This window comes from Actinokineospora baliensis, assembly GCF_016907695.1.
Lineage (GTDB): Bacteria > Actinomycetota > Actinomycetes > Mycobacteriales > Pseudonocardiaceae > Actinokineospora > Actinokineospora baliensis.
In genome coordinates, this window is sequence record NZ_JAFBCK010000001.1 from 4,325,554 (window position 1) to 4,345,124 (window position 19,571).

The 19,571-nt window shown below is 69.7% G+C and carries 9 protein-coding genes; all 9 read left to right on the forward strand.

Features of this window, described 5'->3' with window-relative positions:
- The first annotated feature begins 35 nt into the window (after positions 1-35).
- The 9 genes from JOD54_RS19930 to JOD54_RS19970 all read left to right on the forward strand — a co-directional run bounded on the left by JOD54_RS19930 (position 36) and on the right by JOD54_RS19970 (position 19,375).
- Positions 36-5,849, forward strand: a complete 5,814-nt coding sequence (locus JOD54_RS19930; RefSeq protein ID WP_307860182.1) for an ExeM/NucH family extracellular endonuclease — start codon at positions 36-38, stop codon at positions 5,847-5,849.
- Positions 5,850-6,924: 1,075 nt separating this feature from the next.
- Positions 6,925-8,124 carry an IS4 family transposase gene (locus tag JOD54_RS19935; protein WP_372440411.1) on the forward strand — a complete coding sequence of 400 codons (1,200 nt, stop codon included), beginning with the start codon at positions 6,925-6,927 and terminating at the stop codon, positions 8,122-8,124.
- Between the two features lie 502 nt (positions 8,125-8,626).
- Complete coding sequence (locus JOD54_RS19940) at positions 8,627-10,129, forward strand: alkaline phosphatase D family protein (RefSeq protein WP_204451983.1); 1,503 nt, start codon at positions 8,627-8,629, stop codon at positions 10,127-10,129.
- An 11-nt stretch (positions 10,130-10,140) separates the two neighbouring features.
- Positions 10,141-11,346, forward strand: coding sequence for a hypothetical protein (locus JOD54_RS19945; RefSeq protein WP_204451984.1), 1,206 nt, complete (start codon positions 10,141-10,143; stop codon positions 11,344-11,346).
- 987 nt (positions 11,347-12,333) lie between these two features.
- On the forward strand, positions 12,334-13,545 hold the full coding sequence (locus JOD54_RS19950) for an MFS transporter (RefSeq protein WP_275592669.1): 1,212 nt from the start codon (positions 12,334-12,336) through the stop codon (positions 13,543-13,545).
- 104 nt (positions 13,546-13,649) lie between these two features.
- Positions 13,650-14,513 carry an FG-GAP repeat domain-containing protein gene (locus JOD54_RS19955; RefSeq protein WP_204451986.1) on the forward strand — a complete coding sequence of 288 codons (864 nt, stop codon included), beginning with the start codon at positions 13,650-13,652 and terminating at the stop codon, positions 14,511-14,513.
- A 135-nt stretch (positions 14,514-14,648) separates the two neighbouring features.
- Entirely contained in the window at positions 14,649-17,957 is a 3,309-nt protein-coding gene (locus JOD54_RS19960; RefSeq protein WP_204451987.1) for a galactose oxidase family protein, read from the forward strand.
- Between the two features lie 160 nt (positions 17,958-18,117).
- Positions 18,118-18,663 (forward strand): RNA polymerase sigma factor, encoded by a 546-nt coding sequence (locus JOD54_RS19965; protein ID WP_204451988.1) that lies wholly within the window; start codon positions 18,118-18,120, stop codon positions 18,661-18,663.
- On the forward strand, positions 18,656-19,375 hold the full coding sequence (locus tag JOD54_RS19970) for a hypothetical protein (protein WP_204451989.1): 720 nt from the start codon (positions 18,656-18,658) through the stop codon (positions 19,373-19,375). Before JOD54_RS19965 ends, JOD54_RS19970 begins: the two co-directional genes overlap by 8 nt.
- The last annotated feature ends 196 nt before the right edge of the window (positions 19,376-19,571 follow it).

A 19,571-nucleotide genomic window follows, 5' to 3' on the forward strand; every position in this document is an offset into this window, starting at 1 on the left:
GTTGGGAACGGTTGTGTGGATGAAGGGGAGTTGACGTGCGCTCACGTCCGCGACGTCTCCTCGGTGGGTTGGTGGTGACCACCCTTGCGGCGTCCGTCGTCGCAGTGGTCACCGGCCAGTCCGCCGCGGCTGTCGGGTTCGCGCCAGGAAACATCGTGGTGGCGAGGGTGGGGACCGGTGACGCCGCGCTGAGCAGCGCGGCCACGGCGGTCTTCCTCGACGAGTACACACCGGCGGGCACGCTGGTGCAGTCGGTGCCGCTGCCGACCACGGCAGGCGCGGGCAAGCGCCTGACGCTGAGCGGGTCGGCGACCTCGGAGGGGGCCCTCGCCCGGTCCGCCGACGGCCGCTACCTGACCCTGGCCGGTTACGACGCCGACCCGGGTACGGCCAGCGTCGCGGGCACCACCTCGGCCGCGGTCAACCGGGTCGTCGGCAGGATCGACGGCTCCGGCGCGGTCGACACCACCACGACCGTCACCGACACCTTCAGCGCCAACAACGTGCGCGGCGCGACCACCGACGACGGCAGCCGGTTCTGGGTTGTCGGCGCCAACGGCGGTGTCCGCCTCGCGGCCCTCGGGTCGACCGGCGCGTCCACCCAGATCAACTCCGCCAACCCGACGAACCTGCGCGCCGCCGTCATCGCGGGCGGGCAGCTCTACGTCAGCACCGGCAGCGGCACCACCGGCGTCTACAGCGTCGGTACGGGTCTCCCCACCACCGGCGGACAGACTCCCGCGCTGACCGTTCCCGTCGCGAGCCCCTACGCCTTGGCGGCGTTGGACCGCGACCCGGCCGTGCCCGGTGTCGACACCCTCTATGTCGCTGATGACTCCGCCACCGGCGGCATCCTCAAGTTCTCCACCGACGGCACCGCCTGGACCGCGCGCGGCTCGTTCCGCCCGTCCAACAGCGCCGTGCGGGGTCTTACCGGCGAGGTCACCGGCTCCGGCGTGACCCTCTTCGCCACGACCACCAACAACGTGCTGGTCAAGGTCGACGACACCGCCGCCTCCGCGGCCCCGATCGCCGCGACCTCGACCGTGCTGCGCACTGCGGCCACCAACACCGTGCTGCGCGGTGTCGCGCTCGCCCCTGCGGCGTCCACTACGGCGCCCGCGATCACCGCGGAGCCCCAGGACACCGCGGTCGCCTCTGGCACCACCGCGACTCTTAGCGTTACCGCCTCCGGCACCGGCCCCCTGACCTACCAGTGGTACAGCGGCGCTGCGGGCAACACGGCCAACCCGGTCTCCGGCGCCACTGCGGCGTCGTTCACCACCCCGGCGCTGACCGACACCGCCACCTACTGGGTGCGCGTGTCCGGCCCCGGCGGCCAGGCCGACAGCCGCACCGCCACGGTCAGCATCTCCGGCGCCACCAACACCGCGCCGACGATCACCGCCACGCAGGAGCTGGCGCTGACCGTCGCCGACCCGGACAACCCGCCCGCGGTCCGCACCGTGACCGTTGGCGACGCCGAAACCCCGGCCAGCGGCCTCACCGTCACCGTGACCAGCAGCGACCCGGCGATCGTGACCGGTGGCGCCACCGGCACCGGCGACGTCCGCACCCTCACCTTCACCCCCGCCGCGGTCGGCCGCGCGACGCTGACCGTCGCCGTCTCCGATGGCGCGCTCACCGCCTCGACCACGCTGCCCGTCGCGGTCTCCGCCGCTTTGCCCGCGGGCCAGCGCAACTACTACGGCGCCAGCGACGCCAGCACAGCGATCGACCTCGGCGGCGGCGCGATGGTCGTCTCCGACGACGAGACCAACGTGCTGCGCGTCTACGACCGCGACCACTCGCGCTACCCCGCGCAGTCGTTCGACGTCCGCGCCGCCGGTCTCGCACTACGCGACACCGACGTCACCCGCGAGATCGACATCGAGGCCGCTGCCCGCACCGGCGACACCATCTTCTGGATCGGCTCGCACGGCCAGAACTCTTCGGCCAAGACCCGCCTCAACCGCCAGGAGTTGTTCACCACCACGGTGACCGGCACCGGCGTGGGCGCGTCCTTCGCCCTTGGCGGCAGCTACCAGACACTGCGCGACGACCTCATCGCGTGGGACCACGCCAACGGTGACGCGCTCGGCATCGCCGCCGCCGCGACCCGCGCCCCCGAGGGCGACGGCGCCGGTGGCGCCACCGGCGTCAACATCGAGGGCGCCGAGTTCGCCCCGGACGGCACCACCCTGCTTCTGGCCTTCCGCGGCCCGCTCACCAGCGACGGCAAGGCCATCGTCGTCCCGGTGACCAACGCCGCCGCGCTTGTTACCGCCAACCCGACCACCGGCGTCACCGCCGCGTTCGGCACCGCCCTGCGGTGGGACCTCGGCGGTCGCGGCGTGCGGGAGATCCGGCGCAACGCCGCCAACCAATACCTGATCATCGCGGGCCCGTCGAGCGCGGGCACCGGCGCGGCGGGGGAGTACAAGTTCTACAGCTGGGACGGCGACAGCACCCACCAGCCCGTGCCGCGCTCCGGCTCGCTCGACGCGTTCGCCCCGGTCGGCAAGCCCGAGGCCGTCGTGGACGTGCCGAACCCGCTGACTGACAGCTCCACCGTGCAGGTCCTCACCGACGACGGCGACACCGTCTTCTACGGCGACGGCACCATCGCCAAGGAACTCCCGCAGTGGCAGCGCAAGGCCGTCGGCGCCACCGTCGCGGTCGGTGCCGCCCCGCCGTGCACCTCGCCGGTGGGCACCGTCGGCGCCGTGCAGGGAACCGGTGACATCACGCCCAAGAACGGTCAGACCGTGACCGTCCGCGGCACCGTCGTCGGCGACTACGAAGGCGCCCAGCCCGCGCTGCGCGGCTTCTACCTGCAGGACGGCGGCGACGGCGACCCCGCCACCTCCGACGGCGTCTTCGTCTTCGACAACGGCGCCAACCTCGTCGCCAACGGCGACGTCGTCCAGGTGACCGGCACCGCCTCGGAGTTCCAGGGCCAGACCCAGATCACCGCCACCGCGACCGGCGTGCAGTCCTGCGGCGTGCAGGCCGTGGTCACCCCGACCTCGGTGACCCTGCCGCTGTCCAGTGCCACCGACCTCGAGCGGGTCGAGGGCATGCTGGTGAAGGTCGCGCAGACCCTCACGGTCACCGAGCACTTCCAGCTCGGCCGCTTCGGCCAGGTCGTGGTGTCCTCCGGTGGCAGGCTGCAGCAGCCGACCTCGGTCATCCGGGCCACCGACCAGGCCGCGGTGCAGGCCAAGCAGGCCGCCAACAACCTCAACCGGCTGATCATCGACGACGCCACCAACGGCCAGAACCCCGACCCGATCGTCTTCGGCCGCGGCGGCCAGCCGCTGTCGGCGGGCAACACGCTGCGCGGCGGCGACACCGTCACCGCACCGGTCGGCGTGCTCACCTACACCTGGGCGGGCAACGCGGCCAGCGGCAACGCCTACCGGCTGCGCCCGATCGGCGCGCTCGGCGGCACCGCGGTGTTCGACGCGGTCAACCAGCGCCCGACCACCCGACCGGACACCGGCGCCGCCACCGTCCACGTCGCGGGCGCGAACCTGCTGAACTTCTTCAACACCTACACCGGCTGCAAGTTGGGCACCCAGGGCGCGGTCACCGACTGCCGCGGCGCGGGCGACGACACCGAGTACCAGCGCCAGCTGGCCAAGGAGGTCGCCGCGATCCGCTCGCTCGACGCCGACGTCACCGGGGTCATGGAGCTGGAGAACGACGGCTACGGCCCCGGCAGCGCCATCCAGGCCCTGGTCGCGGCCCTCAACACCGCCGAGGGGTCGGCCGTGTGGTCGTTCGTCGACGCCGACGCCGCCACCGGCGTGGTCGACGTCGCGGGCACCGACGCGATCAAGGTGGCCGTGCTCTACCGCAACGACCGGGTCACCCCGGTCGCGGGCACCACCTTCGTCGACCAGAACCCGGTCTTCGAGCGGCGGCCGGTCGCGCAGACCTTCGCCACCGCAGGCGGGTCCCGGTTCACCGTGACCGCCAACCACTTCAAGTCCAAGGGCTCCTGCCCGACCAGCGGCCCGGACACCGACCAGGGCGACGGGCAGAGCTGCTGGAACGTCCGCCGCACCGCGCAGGCCACCGAGCTGGCGAAGTGGCTGCGCGAGACCGTCGTGCCCGCCGCGGGCGACGAGGACGTCCTGATCGTGGGCGACCTCAACTCCTACGCGGGTGAGGACCCGATCGCGGTCCTGGAGGACGCGGGCTACGTCAACCTGCCCAAGGCCTTCGGCGGCGCCGAGGCGTACTCCTACGTCTTCGACGGCCAGTGGGGCTACCTCGACCACGCCCTCGCGTCGCGGTCGCTCGCCCCGCAGGTCACCGGTGCGGGCGAGGCCCACACCAACGCCGACGAGCCGTCGGTGCTCGACTACAACACCGACTTCAAGACCCCGGGCCAGGTCCAGTCGCTCTACGCGCCGGACCGCTTCCGCACCAGCGACCACGACCCGGTCCTGGTCGGCATCCGCCCGGGCAGCCCCGCCGCGATCACCGGCACCCCGACCCCGGCGACCGTCGGCGAGGCCTACTCCTTCGCCTTCGGCCTGAGCTCCCCGGCGGTCGTCTCGCTCGCCGAGGGCACGTTGCCCTCGGGTCTGTTCCTGAGCGAGGAAGGCGTCATCAGCGGTACGCCCACCGAGGCCGGTGACCGGACCTTCACAGTCCGCGCCACCAACGCCTACGGCTCGACCGACGCCGCTGCCACCATCCGCGTCGCCAAGGGCGCAAGCTCGACGACGCTGACCGCAACCCCCAACCCGCTCGCTGCGGGCGCGGAGTTGACTCTGTCCGCGCGTGTCGATTCGGCTGTTGGCGCTTCGGGTGTTGTGACCTTCTTGGACGGGACCACCGTTCTCGGGCAGGCGACCCTGGCTGACCGCACCGCGACCCTGCGCACCACGCTGGCCGCGGGCTCGCACGTGATCACGGCCTCTTACGCGGGTTCAGCCGCGCTGGAGCCGTCGGTTTCCGCACCGGTCACCGTGTCGGCGCTGGCACCGGTCACCATCAGCGGCTCCCTGGCGGACGGCCGCGTCGGCACGCCCTACACGGGCGCGCTGACCATCACCGGCTCGCCGCAGACCACCGGCGCCACCGGTCTCCCGCAGGGCCTGTCGATCGGGCAGGACGGCCGGGTGACGGGCGTGCCCACCACCGCGGGCACGTTCACGGTGACGGTCACCGCCACCAACGCGGTGTCCACGGCGACCAAGCAGTTCCCACTGCGCGTCACCGCCGCCACCACCAGCACCACGGTCGTCGCCAACCCCAGCCCGTCGATCATCGGCGGCGCGGTCCGCTTCACCGCCCGCGTCTCCGGCCCAGCGGGCACCACCCCCGACGGCACCGTCCAGTTCGTCGTGGACGGCCGCCCGCTCGGCACCCCGGTGGCCCTCGTCGGCGGCACCGCCACCAGCCAGCCGGTGACGACCCTGACCATCGGCCAACACCAGGTCCGAGCCGACTACAGCGGCTCCGCCTCGTTCGCCGCCAGCACCGCCACCACCCCCCACCAGGTCCACCTGGGCGTCAAGTTCTTGTCGCCCACGACCCAGGTCCGAGCCGGTGACCTGGTCCCGGTCCGCTTCCAACTGACCGACGCCAACGGCACCCCGATCCCGCAGCTGGCCTCCGCACTCCTCCTGCTCACCGGCCGCATCACCGTGTCCATCGACGGTGCCCAAACGCTGCGGCCCACCACCCCCCTCTACGACCCCTTCACCGACAGCTTCGTGCTGCTCTGGAAGACCACCAAACGCCCCACCGGCCCCGCCACCATCACGGTGTCCATCACCCACCCGGACGCCCCGACCCAGAACACAGCCCACAGGGTGACCCTCAACTAAACCCACCACACCGCCGATGGGGCGCACCCGGCGCGGGGTGCGCCCCATCGGCGTCTAACCACCCTTGGAGCACCAAAGTTCGCCACCCCCGACCTGCCGATTTCTCCATCCACAACCCCCGAATCCATCCCCAACTTTTCGCCGCACCCCTTTCCGCCCCCCACCCCCGCTAGACTGGCACCGGGGACGCCCCCCCCAGAGGTGTGGTGGGGGATGTGGACTCGTGGGGAGGGTCTCCGAAAGACGGCGAAGAAGGGCGGGGTGAGCTCAAACCCCCGAGCTGGCAACGCTGGAACGGTCACCGCTCCCGGAAGCCGTTGGGGTATCCCAGCCCTTGAGTCAGCCCCGCCAGTTCGACCACTGGACACACCGAACTTCGGTGCCAACCCGGCCCACCGAGTCAGCCACCCAAGGCAGCCGTCGCTCGCAGAAAGTCGCTGGTGCCAACCCAGCCCTCGAACCAGCCCACCAGCTCGACCACCGGACACACCGAACCTTCAGTGCCAACCCGGCCCCCGAGTCAGTCCCGCCAGCCTGACCGCCGCTCCCGGAAGCAGGCGTGCCACCTCACCCCCGACTCCGACAGCCTTGCCTGCCACCGCTCCCGCAAGCCGCTGGGGCATCCAGGCCCTCGAGCCAGCCCTGCCAGCCCGGCGACGCCCGGAAGTCGTTGGCGCCAGCCAGCCCACCGAGCCAGTCCCGCCAGCCTGACCGCCGTTCCCAGAAGCAGGCGAGCCAGAACAACCACCCGAGCCCGCCCCGCCAGCCCGTCCACCGCTCCCAGAAGCGGGCGTGCCAACCCAGCCCCCCGAGTCAGCCCCGCCAGCCCAACCACCCGACTCCGACAGCATTGCCGGCCACTGGACACTCGGAGTCGCTGGTGCCATCTGCTCGATGGGGTGGACCTGTTTTGTGTGGGGGGACGATAGTCGTAGCGTCGCCTCGCTGCAGGGCCATGCTTTTCGGCCCCTGCTTTGCGGTCCTGCCACGGCTGTCGTAGGGGCCCCGCGCAAAACACAATACCGTTGACTTAGCCCGGCGTGGAGTTTGGGCATGTTGTGTGGGTGTCGGTATGATGCGGGCCATGGTTGATCGTGGTCGCTTTGTCGATGGGATCTCGTTGGGTGTTCTTACGCGGGTGTTTCCGCGGGATCTTGTGGATGAGGTTGTCGCGGAGACTGGTTGCGGGGAGCGTCGTATTCGTCTGTTGCCTGCTCGGGTTGTGGTGTACTACGTGTTGGGGTTGTCGTTGTTCTTTGGTGATTCGTATGAGGAGGTGATGCGGAAGCTGGTTAATGGGTTGAGTTTTCTCGGCACATGGAAAGAGGGGTGGCAGGTTCCCACGCCGGGTGCGATATCGAGGGCTCGGCAACGTTTGGGTGCGGCGCCGTTGCGGGCGTTGTTCGAGCGAGTGGCGGTTCCGCTGGGAGGCCCGGGGACGCGGGGGTCGTGGTTTCACGGGTTTCGGGTGATGGCTGTCGACGGGGTTGTTCTTGATATTCAGGACACGCCGGAAAATGTCGCCGTGTTCGGGGCGAGGCGCTCCGGTGGATATCCTCAGGTCCGGGTCGTGGGTATCGGCGAGTGCGGGACGCACGCGGTGGTCGGCGCGGCGTTGGATGGGATGTCGGTCGGTGAACGGGAGTTGTTGCTCCGGTGTTCCGACGTGCTGGAGCCGGGCATGTTGTTGCTGGCGGACAGGGGATTCTACGGCTACGACGTGGTGTCCCACGTGGTCGACACGGGCGCTGACCTGCTCTGGCGTGTGAAGGACGACCTGATCTTGCCCGTGCTCGAATGGCTCCCGGACGGTTCTTATGTCGCGGAGTTGCTGCCGTCGAGAATCCGGGAAAGAATGACCGCGTCCTCGCGTCCGGCCCGCGCCGACGAGATGTCCATTCCGGTTCGTGTCGTGGAGTACATGGTCACGAATCGCGGCGAGTCCGAGACGATCCGACTGGTGACGTCCATCGCTGATCACACCCTCGCTCCGGCGATCGAACTCGCCGAACTCTACCAGCAGCGGTGGGAGTTCGAGATCACCTTGGATGAGATCGAGACCCATCAGATCGCGGGATCGCGCGTACTCAGATCACGACTTCCCGACCTTGTCGAACAAGAGATATGGGCGACACTGCTCACCCACTACGCCATTCGACATTTCATGGTCGACGCCGCCGACGATCTCGGCGAGGACCCCGACCGACTCTCCTTCATCCGCACCATCCGCGTGGTCCGCCGACAAGTGACGAACCAAGCGGGTTTTTCCCCCTGAACGCCTGAAGGCCGCGATCACCGACACACTCGCCGAGATCGTACGACACCTCAACCCACGGCGAAGAAACCGCCACAATCCGCGCGTCATCAAACGCTACACCATCGGCCAGAAACGAATCAGAAGACCGCACCACCGACAAACGAAATACCTCGAACCGCCGACGATCCACGTCTTCGGAGCAGTCTAAGTCAACGGCATTGGCGCAAAACAGGTCCACCGCATCGAGCCTGCACCAAAATCGCGGACCGGACCCGATGGCGCAGCCGAGGCGAAGATCATCTACCCCGAAAGCCCCCGATACCCATCCTACCGAGGCACACCGACAGAAACGGTCACAGCAGAAGCCCCTGTGCACAACCAAGCGCCTTGTGCACACCCCCCTCAAACCCAACCATCCACAACGAACACCCCTACTCCCAGCCACAACCCAAGCAGCCATCGCATGAACATCCGGTGCGCGCCCTAGCCCCCTCCCCACCACCGTCGTAGGAACAGATGCATGACACTGCATCGAAGGACCTTCCTACTCGGTGGTCTGGCCAGCGCCGGAGTCGTGCTCGCGGGCCCCGCCGTCGCCAATGCTGTCGCGTATCCCTTCACCCTCGGCGTGGCGTCCGGTGAGCCGACCTCGGATGGGTTCGTGTTGTGGACGCGGCTCGCGCCCAGTCCGCTCAACGCCGATGGGCTTGGCGGCATGAGCAGTGCGAGTGTCGCTGTGGAGTGGCAGGTTTCCACCGACCAGTACTTCACCCAGTTGGCCGCGTCGGGCACGTTCACCGCTACGCAGGCGTGGGCGCACAGCGTGCACGTGGAGGTGGCTGGGCTCGCGGCGGGTCGTGAGTACTGGTACCGGTTCCGCGCGCTGGGGCACATTTCGCAGGTCGGCCGGACCCGCACCGCGCCCGCGACCGGGTCGTCTCCCGCGTTGACGATGCTGTTCGCGTCGTGCTCGCATTACGAGGCGGGGTACTTCACGGCCTATAGGCGGATGGCTGAGGAGAACCCGGATCTGATCCTGCACCTCGGTGACTACATCTATGAGGGCGGTGCGGGCTCAGGCGTACGCACTCACCAGCCGTCCGGAGAAATCACCAGTCTGGCGAACTACCGGGTGCGGCACGCGCTCTATAAGCGAGATGTGGACCTGCAGGCCGCGCACGCCGTGGCGCCCTGGCTGGTTGTGTGGGATGACCATGAGGTCGAAAACAACTACGCCAACATGATCCGCGCCGACAGCTCCCCGGCTGGCGACTTCGCTGCGCGGCGGGCGGCTGCCTATAAGGCCTACTACGAGAACATGCCGCTGCGTTCGGCTCAAGCGCCGTCCGGGTCCAACTTGCAGCTCTACCGGCGGTTGCGGTGGGGCAGCCTCGCCACCCTGCACATGCTCGACACCCGCCAGTACCGCGACGACCAGGCCTGTGGCGACGGCACCAAGGTGTGTCCGGCCGCGGACAACCCGGCGCGCACGTTGACCGGTGCGGCGCAAGAGTCGTGGTTGCTCGATGGGCTCGGTCAGGGGTTGGCGACCTGGGACCTGATCGGGCAGCAGGTCTTCTTCGCGCAGAAGCTGGCGGCGGCCGACGGGTCCAAGAGCATGGATTCCTGGGACGGTTACACGGCCAACCGGGGCCGGATCCAGGCGGGGTGGCAGGCGCGGGGCAACACGCCGGTGGTGCTGACCGGCGACGTCCACCGGCACTGGGCGTCGAACATCATGGACAACTACGCGACCCAGAACAAGGTGATCGGCACCGAGCTGGTCACCACGTCGATCACCTCGAGCGGCGACGGCAACGCCGCCGACACGGGGACGTCCAGCCTCAACCCGCACGTGAAGTTCTACAAGAACCAGCGCGGCTACGTGCGCACGGTGACCACATCCACGCAGATGAACGTCGATTTCCGCGTGCTGGACAAGGTGACCGTGCGGGACTACCCGGTCAAGACCGCGCAGAGCTACGTCATCCAGGCGGGCAACCCGGGCCTGCAGGCACCGTGAACAGGAGAAGCATGCGTGCACTGATCGTGGCGGGCGCTACCGCCGTGTGTTCTGTCCTGCTGGCGGGCCAAGCCCTGGCCGATGGCACCACCCCGGCCGACATCACCTGGGTCACCGCCAACTCCGACTCCACCGGCGACCAGGACAACTCCGCCATCGCCACCGTCCGCACCGGCTACACCGCGGTCGTCTGGGAGGACGACCGCGACACCACCAACCCGACAGACCCCGTCCACAGCGAGGTCTACCTGCGCCTCTACCGCGATGGCGTTTCGCAGTACGAGAAGAAGCTCTCCGCGGGTGGCACCGGCAACTGGCGTCACGTGCAACCAGACGTGTCCCTGCACGAAGACGGCAGCGCTGTCGTCGTGTGGTCGGAAGACCCTGACGCCAACGGCTACTACAACATCGCCGTGCGCGCGGTGAACACCGCGGGAACCGTGACAGGCAGCACCACCGCGAACGCCAGCGCCGACGGCCAACAACTCAACCCGTCAGTGGCAGCCGACCCCGACGGCCCGGGTTTCGCGGTCGCCTTCGAAGACAAGCAAGGCACAGCCGCCCCAACCGTCCGCCTCTCCGGCTTCGCGTCCATCACCTCGAAGACCTACGAGGTCCAGGTCAACAACACCGGCGGCACCCACCAGCGCCCGGACGTCGCCATGGGCGCCCCCGGCAACGCCGTGGTCGCCTGGGACGAAGACGGCGACGCCAACGGCTCCTTCAACATCGGCCGCAAGATCGTCACCCCCACGGGCGCCGTCAAACTCGCCCAGGGGGTCGCCAACGTGACCACCGCGGGCCAACAACGGCACCCCTCGATCGCGGCGAACTTCAACGGTGACTTCGTGATCGCATGGGAGTCGGACACACAGGTCGGCGTGCGCTCGTTCACGGCCACGGGTGTCGCGCGCGCTGCCGCCGACACGCTGGTGCCCGGTGCGGATCCCCAGGCGGGCATCGACGACCAGCTGAACGTGGTCGTGGGGTGGTCCGAGGCCGCTGACATCTGGGCCCAGGGCCTGAACCCGAACGGAAGCACGACAGGGCGGCTGCCTCGGCTGCGGGTGCACACGGTTGTGGCGGGTAGTCAGACGGAGCCTGCGGTCGCGGTGAGCGCGTTTGGGCAGGTTGTGTTGGCGTACACGGATGACAACGATGGGAACGGGTTCGACCAGGTTCGGCTGGGGACGGGGTTGATCAACTCTACGTGGTAGCGGTGGGCTGCTTCGCCCTCGCTCGGGTGGCGGGGGCGAAGCTGCTCTTCGCGGTGGGTTGTCCACATGGGTTGCGTTTGTCCACAGGGTTCTGTTGCTGTGGCTGGATTGTCGGTGTGCCTCGGTAGGGTGGATATCGGGGGCTTCTCAGCGCGTTGATCTTGGGCGCGGGTCTCTTGTTTCGGCTTCGCCGTCGGATCGTCGCCTCGGCTGCGCCATCGGGCCCGGTCGCGAGTTAACTGCCAGCTCGATGTGGTGGACCTGTTTTGCGTGGGGCCCCTACGACAGCCGTGGCAGGACCGCAAAGCAGGGGCCGAAAAGCGTGGCCCTGTCCGCGCAGGAACGCTACGACTGCCGCCACCCCACACAAAACAGGTCCACCCCATCGAGCATCTGGCACCAGCGACTTCCGGGGGCGGTGGTCGGGCTGGCGGGGTTGGCTCGGTGGGTTGGGTTGGCACCAGCGACTTCCGAGTGTCCAGTGGCTGGCAATGCTGTCGGGGTCGGGTGGTGGGGCTGGCACCTGAGCTCCGAGTGTCCAGTGGTCGGCTGGCGGGGCCGACTTGGGGGGCTGGCGGGCGCCAACGACTTCTGTGAGCGACGGCTGGCCTTGGGTGGGTTGGCTCGGTGGGCCGGGTTGGCACTGAAGGTTCGGTGTGTCCAGTGGTCGAACTCGCGGGGCTGACTCGAGGGCCGGGATGCCCCAGCGGCTTCCGGGAGCGATGGCCGCTCCGGGGCTGGCTCGGGGTTGAGCTCGCCAAGTCGCCCCGCCCTTTTCGCCGTCTTTCGGAGACCCTCCCCGCGAGTCCACATCCCCCACCGCACCTCTGGGGGGCGTCCCCGGTGCCAGTCTACCCGGGGTGGGGGGCGGAGAGGGGGTGGCGAAAAGTTGGGGATGGATTCGGGGGTTGTGGATGGAGAAATCGGCAGGTCGGGGTGGGGAGATCGCCTGAACGGGGGCAACGCGGGGGCTGGGATGATCGGGGGATGGGTGTTGGGGGTGTGCTTCGGGATCGGAACGCGGCGGTGTATCTGGGTGCGGTGGTGGTGTCGAGCTTCGGCAGCGGGGCTTTGACGCTGGCGGCTGGGGTTTGGGTTATGACGCTGACGGGGGATAGTTCGTTGGCGGCGTTGGTTGTGGTGTTGTTGTGGGCGCCTACGGTGGCGGGGCCGTTCATCGGGGCGGTTATTGATCGGATCGGGCGGTACCGGGCCGTGTTGGTGGGGACCATGGCCGGTACCGGGGTACTGGTGCTGTCGCTGGGCGCCGTGACTTCGGCGGGGTGGTTGTGGTTGTTGTACACCGTGATGCTCATCGATGGCATCGCCTACGTCGCCATCTTCGCGGCGGAAACCGCCTTGCTGCCCCAGGTCGTGGCGCCCGCTCTGCTCGGCGACGTCAACGGGTTGCGGATGTCGGCGGCGGAGGGCACCAAGTTGGCCGCGCCTTTGGTTGGGGCGGCGTTGTTCGCCGCGTGGGGTGGTGCGGCCGTGGCCGTACTCGATGCCGCTTCCTTTGGGATCGCGGCGCTCTTGTGCCTTCTCATGAAGCCGGTGGAGGCCGCGCCGGTGCGGCGGGAGCGGGTCAGGGTTCGGGACGGTCTACGTTATCTCGTGGAGAGGGTGCACCTCCGTCGCGTTGTCGTTTCCGCCGCGGTTGCGCTGGTCTTGGCTGGTTTCGCGGGCACGATGACCTTCGCGCTCGTCGACGAGGGTCTGGGGCTGGCGCCGACGTTCGTTGGTGTTCTCGTTGCGGTGCAAGGGGTGGGGTCCGTGCTGTCGGGGATCTTCTCCGGCGCGGTGTTGCGCAGGCTCAGCCCGCTGGGCTTCGCGGCAGTGGGGCTCACCTTGTTCTCCGTCGGCATCCTGCTCCGGATGACCACTGTGGTGCCCCTCGTGCTCATCGGCACCGCGATAGCCGGGCTCGGGTTGCCCGCGCCACTGGTCGCGGCGACGACCACGATGCAGATCGACAGCCCACCGGAGCTCCTGGCCCGGATCACCGGATCCGTGCAGCTGGTCATGTACGCGCCCAACGCGCTCGCCCAAGCCCTTGGCGTCGTCGTGGTCGGGTTCGTCGACTTCCGGATCTCGCTGGGTGTCGTGGGTGTCGTGGGGCTGGCGGCGGCGGGTTGGGCGACGTGGACCGTACTGGTGAGGCGGGAAGACCGTTCGCGAGCGCGGGTGGCGGGCGCGTAGCCCGGGTGGCTGAACTCCGCCGGTGGCACTCAACGCGAGGCGCCCCTTGGGCCATCTTGGCGGTGGACGCCCGCGCCCGCGGTCGCCGACACGATGGGGAGACCATGCGCAAGCTTCGACTCACTGCACTAGCCCTCGCCGCGCTCACCCTGCCGATCGCCCTCTCTGGGGTCGCGGCGGGGGCGACCGCCGCGGGAACCATCCGCGGGGACGTCAACGGGGACCGGATCGCCGACCTGGTCACGCTCGGCCCGAACGGCACCACCCCCACCTGCACCATCAAGGTCGCCTACGGCCGCGCCAACGGGACCTTCGGCCCGCCCGTCGAGTCCCGCTACACCTCGCCGCAGGTGGCGGCGCCGTACTGCCCGGACATGGCGGTGATCGTCGACCTCGGCGGTGACGGCACCAAGGAGATCGTGACCACCGGCTTCGGCTGGGGCGACGCGAGCAAGGCGTTCCTGGTGCTGCGCAAGAACACCAACAACAACACGATCCGCGTGGTCACCACCCACGCCGGGTTGGCCTACCCGAGCACCATCCGCGCCGCCGACTTCACCGGTGACGGCCGCCAAGACATCTGGGTGTCCTCGGACCAGAGCGTGCGGCTGCGCTCGTTCACCAACACCGCGGCGGGCGGCATCGAGCCCGGGTCCATCGACGTGTGCTCCCGGCGGCCCATCCCGCAGTACGTGATCGCCGACTTCGACGGTGACGGCGGCCAGGACATCCTGCTGTCGCGCCAATGCGGCTTCGGCTACACCACAGCGGAACTGAACTTCGGCAACGGCAAACCCGCCGTCACCTTCGCCCGCGACGACGACGGCATCGCCCAGTACGAGGTCTACGCCAACGAGCAGACCGGCGACGAATCGCTCGACGTCGGCGTCATCACGACCCTGGACGAGCGGAGCACGATCCGCCGCTTCCACAACGACGGCACGGGCACCTTCTACGAGGTGGCCTGACTGGTAGCGGTGGTTTCACTCGACTGCCGTGACATTGCGCTGATCGCCGCTGTCCCTGCCGACGGGTGGGGGCAGCGGTCCGGTGAGGTGGGTCTCATCGGGTAACGATCTTCGCCTGCGGGCGAACCGGTGATCATGCGAGTCGGACGGCTTGTCGTGGCGTTGGCGGTCGGGGTGGTTTCCACCCCCTACCTGATGCAGGCGTTGGAGCACCAACAACCTGAGGGGCACTCGGCGGACCACCGGCACGTGGTGGCCAACGCCGAGGCGCTCATCCCCACCGCGACGGAACTCCCGCGTGACGGGTGGGAGGCGGTCGGCAGCAGCGAGGAGACGGCGGGGGAGAACGGGCGCGCCTCGAACGTCCTCGACGGCGATCCGGCGACCTTCTGGCACAGCCAGTGGACGGCCCCGGCCCCGCTGCCCCAGTCGATCACCATTGACACCCGGGCGACGCAACGCGTCTCCGGGATCGTCTACACACCGCGCCCCGGTGGTGGCAACGGCACGATCGGCCGGTACGAGGTTCGGCTCAGCGTGGACGGGACCACGTGGGGCAACCCGGTCGCCGCCGGTACCGCCGCCGACGACCCGACCGTGAAGACGTTCAGCTTCGCGGTGAGCGGCGCACGGTTCGTGCGGCTGACATCCCTGGCCGAGGCGGGCAACCGGGGGTCGTGGGCCAGCGCGGCCGAGATCGGCATCCTGGGCGACCCGGGCGCCCCCGCGCAAACGATTCCGTTGCCGCGTACCGGGTGGACCGCCACCGCGAGCGACCAGGAGACGGTCCGCGAGAACGGTGTCGCCGCCAACGCGCTCGACGGCAACCCCGCCACCTACTGGCACAGCCGCTACGACGTGCTGGCTCCCCTGCCGCACAGCATCACCGTCGACCTGAAGCAGCCGACTGTCGTCAATGGACTCGTCTACCGGTCCCGCCCCGAACCGGTGCGCAACGGCAACATCGGCGAGTACCTGATCGCGACGTCGTTGGATGGCACCAACTTCGGCGTCCCGGTGTCGTCAGGGCGGTGGGCCGATGACGCTGCCCTCAAGCACGCCCTCTTCGCGGGACCGGTCACCGCTCGCTACGTGCGGCTGACGGCCCTCACCGAGTCCGGCAACCGCGGCACGTGGTCGAACGCCGCCGAGATCGAACTCCTCGGTTCGCCCACCAAGGCAGACCCGCCGTTGTCCCGCACCGGCTGGGTGGCGACCGCCTCGACCGCGGCCGCGGGGCACCCCGCCGCTGACGCGGTCGACAACCGCCACACCACCTACTGGCAGAGTGCCGCCGTCGGCTCGCAGACCTTCACCGTCGACCTCCAGCGCGAGCAGCAGGTCACCGCGATCGTCGCGACACCTGGCCCCACCAACCGGATCTCTACCTACGCCGTGGCCCTGAGCACCAATGGTTCCACCTTCGGTTCCCCTGTCGCGCAAGGAACCTGGGCGGCCGACGGTAGCCCGAAGTCCGCGCAGTTCACCGGCAACGCCCGCTACATCCGCCTGACTGTCCAAGGCGCCGCTATCACGGAGTTCTACGCCTACGGGCCTTCCGCCGCCCCGGGCTCGGTCGCCCCGCTCCCGCGCACAGGCTGGACCGCCGTGGCCAGCGACGAGGAAACGGGCAGCGAGAACGGCCGCGCCGCCAACGTCCTCGACGGCAGCGACCGCACCATCTGGCACTCCCGGTACTCGACGACCACACCGCTGCCGCACTGGATCACCCTCGACATGCAGGCGGCCAAGATCGTCGCGGGCATCTCGGTCCGCCCCCGGGGCGACGGCGGCAACGGCAACATCGGCCAGTACCGCGTCCAGATCAGCAGCGACGGCACGACCTTCGGTCCCGCACTCGCGGAGGGCTCGTGGCCGGACAGCTCCAACGTGCAGACCGCGCTCTTCGACGTGCCGGTCACCGCCCGCTACGTGCGGCTGACCGCACTGACCGAAGCGGGCAACCGGGGCCCGTGGACCACGGCCTCCGAGATCAACGTGCTCACCCCGGCGGCCGCGCCCGACGCGAGCGCGGTCGGTTCCTGGGGGCCGATGATCGGCTTCCCGCTGGTCCCGGTCGCTTCCGCGCTGCTGCCGAACAACAAGCTGCTGACGTGGTCCGCCTACGCCGCCGACACCTTCGGCGGCAGCAACGGGTACACGCAGACCGCGATCTACGACCTCACCACCGGCCAGGTCACCCAGCGCCGCATCGACAACACCGGCCACGACATGTTCTGCCCCGGTACCTCCACCCTGCCGGACGGGCGGATCCTGGTCACCGGCGGCAGCAACGCCGACAAGGCCTCCATCTACAACCCCTACAACGACACCTGGACCGCCGCCGCGCCGATGCGGGTGGCCCGCGGCTACCAGGGGCAGACGACCCTGGCCAACGGGGAAGCGTTCACCGTCGGCGGCTCGTGGAGCGGGGGAGAGGGCGGCAAGCTCGCCGAGGTCTACTCCCCGGCCACGAACACGTGGCGCACCCTGCCCGGAGTCCCCGCCGACCCGTTCCTCACCGCCGACCCGCGCGGGCCGTACCGCGCCGACAACCACACCTGGCTCTTCGCGGCCTCCGGTGGACGCCTCTTCCACGCGGGTCCGAGCAAGCAGATGCACTGGATCACCACCACCGGCAACGGAACCGTGACGAACGCAGGCCTGCGCGGCGACAGCGACGACGCGATGAACGGCAACGCGGTCCTCTACGACATCGGCAAGATCCTGACCGTGGGCGGCGCGACCGCCTACCAGGACGTCGAAGCGACCACCCGTGCGTACACCGTCGACATCAACGGTTCGAGCCCGGTGGTCACCAGAGTCGGTGACATGGCCCTGGGCCGTGCTTTCGCCAACAGCGTCGTCCTGCCCGACGGCAAAGTGGTTGTCATCGGCGGACAACAGCGACCCGTGCCGTTCAGCGACCAGACAGCGGTCTTGACGCCGGAGCTGTGGAACCCCGCCACGGGCACCTTCACCGCGCTCGCCCAGGTGGCCGTTCCCCGGACCTACCACAGCGTCGCCAACCTGCTCCCCGACGGCCGGGTGTTCTCGGGCGGCGGCGGGCTCTGCGGGAACTGCGCCACGAACCACTTCGACGGGCAAATCCTCACCCCGCCCTACCTGCTCAACCCGGACGGCACCCCCCGGCCGCGCCCGGGCATCACCACGGCCCCGACCACCGCGGCCAACGGCGCCACCATCCGCGTCACCACCGACCGCCCGGTCACCCGGTTCGCCCTGGTCCGCACGAGTTCGGCCACGCACTCGGTGGACAACGACCAACGGCGCGTACCCATCACCCCGGTCACCGTGGGCACCAACGCCTACCAACTCACCATCCCCGCCGACCGCGGCATCGCCCTACCCGGGCACTATCTGCTGTTCGCGCTGGACGCGGCGGGAGTGCCCAGCGTCGCCACCACGGTGCGCGTCGGCTAGGCCGTTCGGGACCCACCAGCGGGGCGTGGTCATGGGCGGTTCACCACGCCCGGGACCACGCCCCGCTGCCGTGGAACCAACCCGAGTCCGCCGGTGTAGGTGCGGTACGGGCTCAACGACATCGAGGGTTGGGGGCGCCACGGACGAGGACGGGCAATTGGTGTCGCGGACGTGCGCCGGTGACCTGGGCGCGTTCGCCGACCTCGTGCGCCGCCACCACTCGGCGGCCAGGAGGCTGGCCCTGGTCTCCGGGGCGGGCAACGACGCCGAAGACGTCGTGCAGGAGGCGTTCGTCCGCGCGTTCGCCGCGTTGCCCGGCTTCCGGGCGGGCGCCGCGTTCCGGCCGTGGTTGCTGCGCATCGTCGTCAACCTCACCCGCAACTCCTACCGGTCCCGGATCCGCCGGGCCGGGCTGGTGCTGCGGGCGGCCGAACTGCGCGAGCACCTCGACGCCGTGGACGTGGCCGACCCGCAGGGCGCGGCGCTGGTGGCCGAGCGCGACCGGCGGCTGTGGGCGATGCTGCGCACGCTGCCGGACAAGGACCGGCAGGTGCTCGGGTGCCGCTACCTGCTCGACCTGTCCGAGGCCGAGACCGCCGACGTGCTCGGCTGGCCCAAGGGCTCGGTCAAGTCGCGCACGTCCCGGGCGCTGACCCGGCTGCGCGCACTGGTGGAACCTGAACTGGCGGGGGAACGGCATGGCTGAGCACGAGGAGCCGACACTGGCCCGCGACCTGGTCGAACTCGGTCGCGCCATGGACCAACCGCCGTCCGCCCGCACCGTGGCCACCATCGTGGCGGCGGCCGCGGAACAAGCGCCTCCGCGCCCGCGCACCGCACGCGTCCTGCTCGCGGCCGCCTCCGTTGCCGCCGTGCTCGCTCTGAGCGTGCACGCGGAATCCCTGCTGCGCGACCAGGCGACCGAACCGGCCACCGCGGCCGAGACCGGGATGGGCGACTGCTCGGGGTGGGCCACGATGGACGTGGTCTCCCTCTCGGACCTGAACCTGCACACCGGCTGGAACCCGCCGTCGATGCTGGGCCTGTGGTCGGCGCAGCAGTACTTCACCCGCGCCAGCAAGTCCTCCTGGCCCGCCGCGATGGTCCACTACACGCGCGGGGCGGACATGCTCAGCCTCGAGCGCTACGCGCCGGGCACCCAGATCGACTCGCACCCCACCAACGCCGCCGCGGTGGTGCCCACCCAGGTCGGGCCGTACCCGGGGCAGTGGGCCCGGTCCCACAAGGGCAGCTTCTACCGGGTCAACACCGGCCTGTGGGAGGGCGGCGCCGACCTGGTCTCGATCATCTGCGACGGCAGCAGGCTCAGTTGGACCTCGGACGACGGCAGCGTCTACGCGCTGTCCGGGTCGGTCTCCGAGGGCGCGCTGCTGGCGGTGGCCGAGTCCCTGCCGTGACCTGGGGGTGGCGCGGGCGGTCTGCCCATATCGCCCCCGCCAGACCGGGGCCGCGTCCGAGGGGGAGTCGGGTGCGGCCCCGGTCACTTCTCCTGTGAGCCGGTGGAATGCCGCTATCGAGTTGCGCAATCTGGTATCTAGATAATGGGCATCCAGCAGGGAGTGTCCGGGAGATATCGGGGTGCGATTGGAGCCC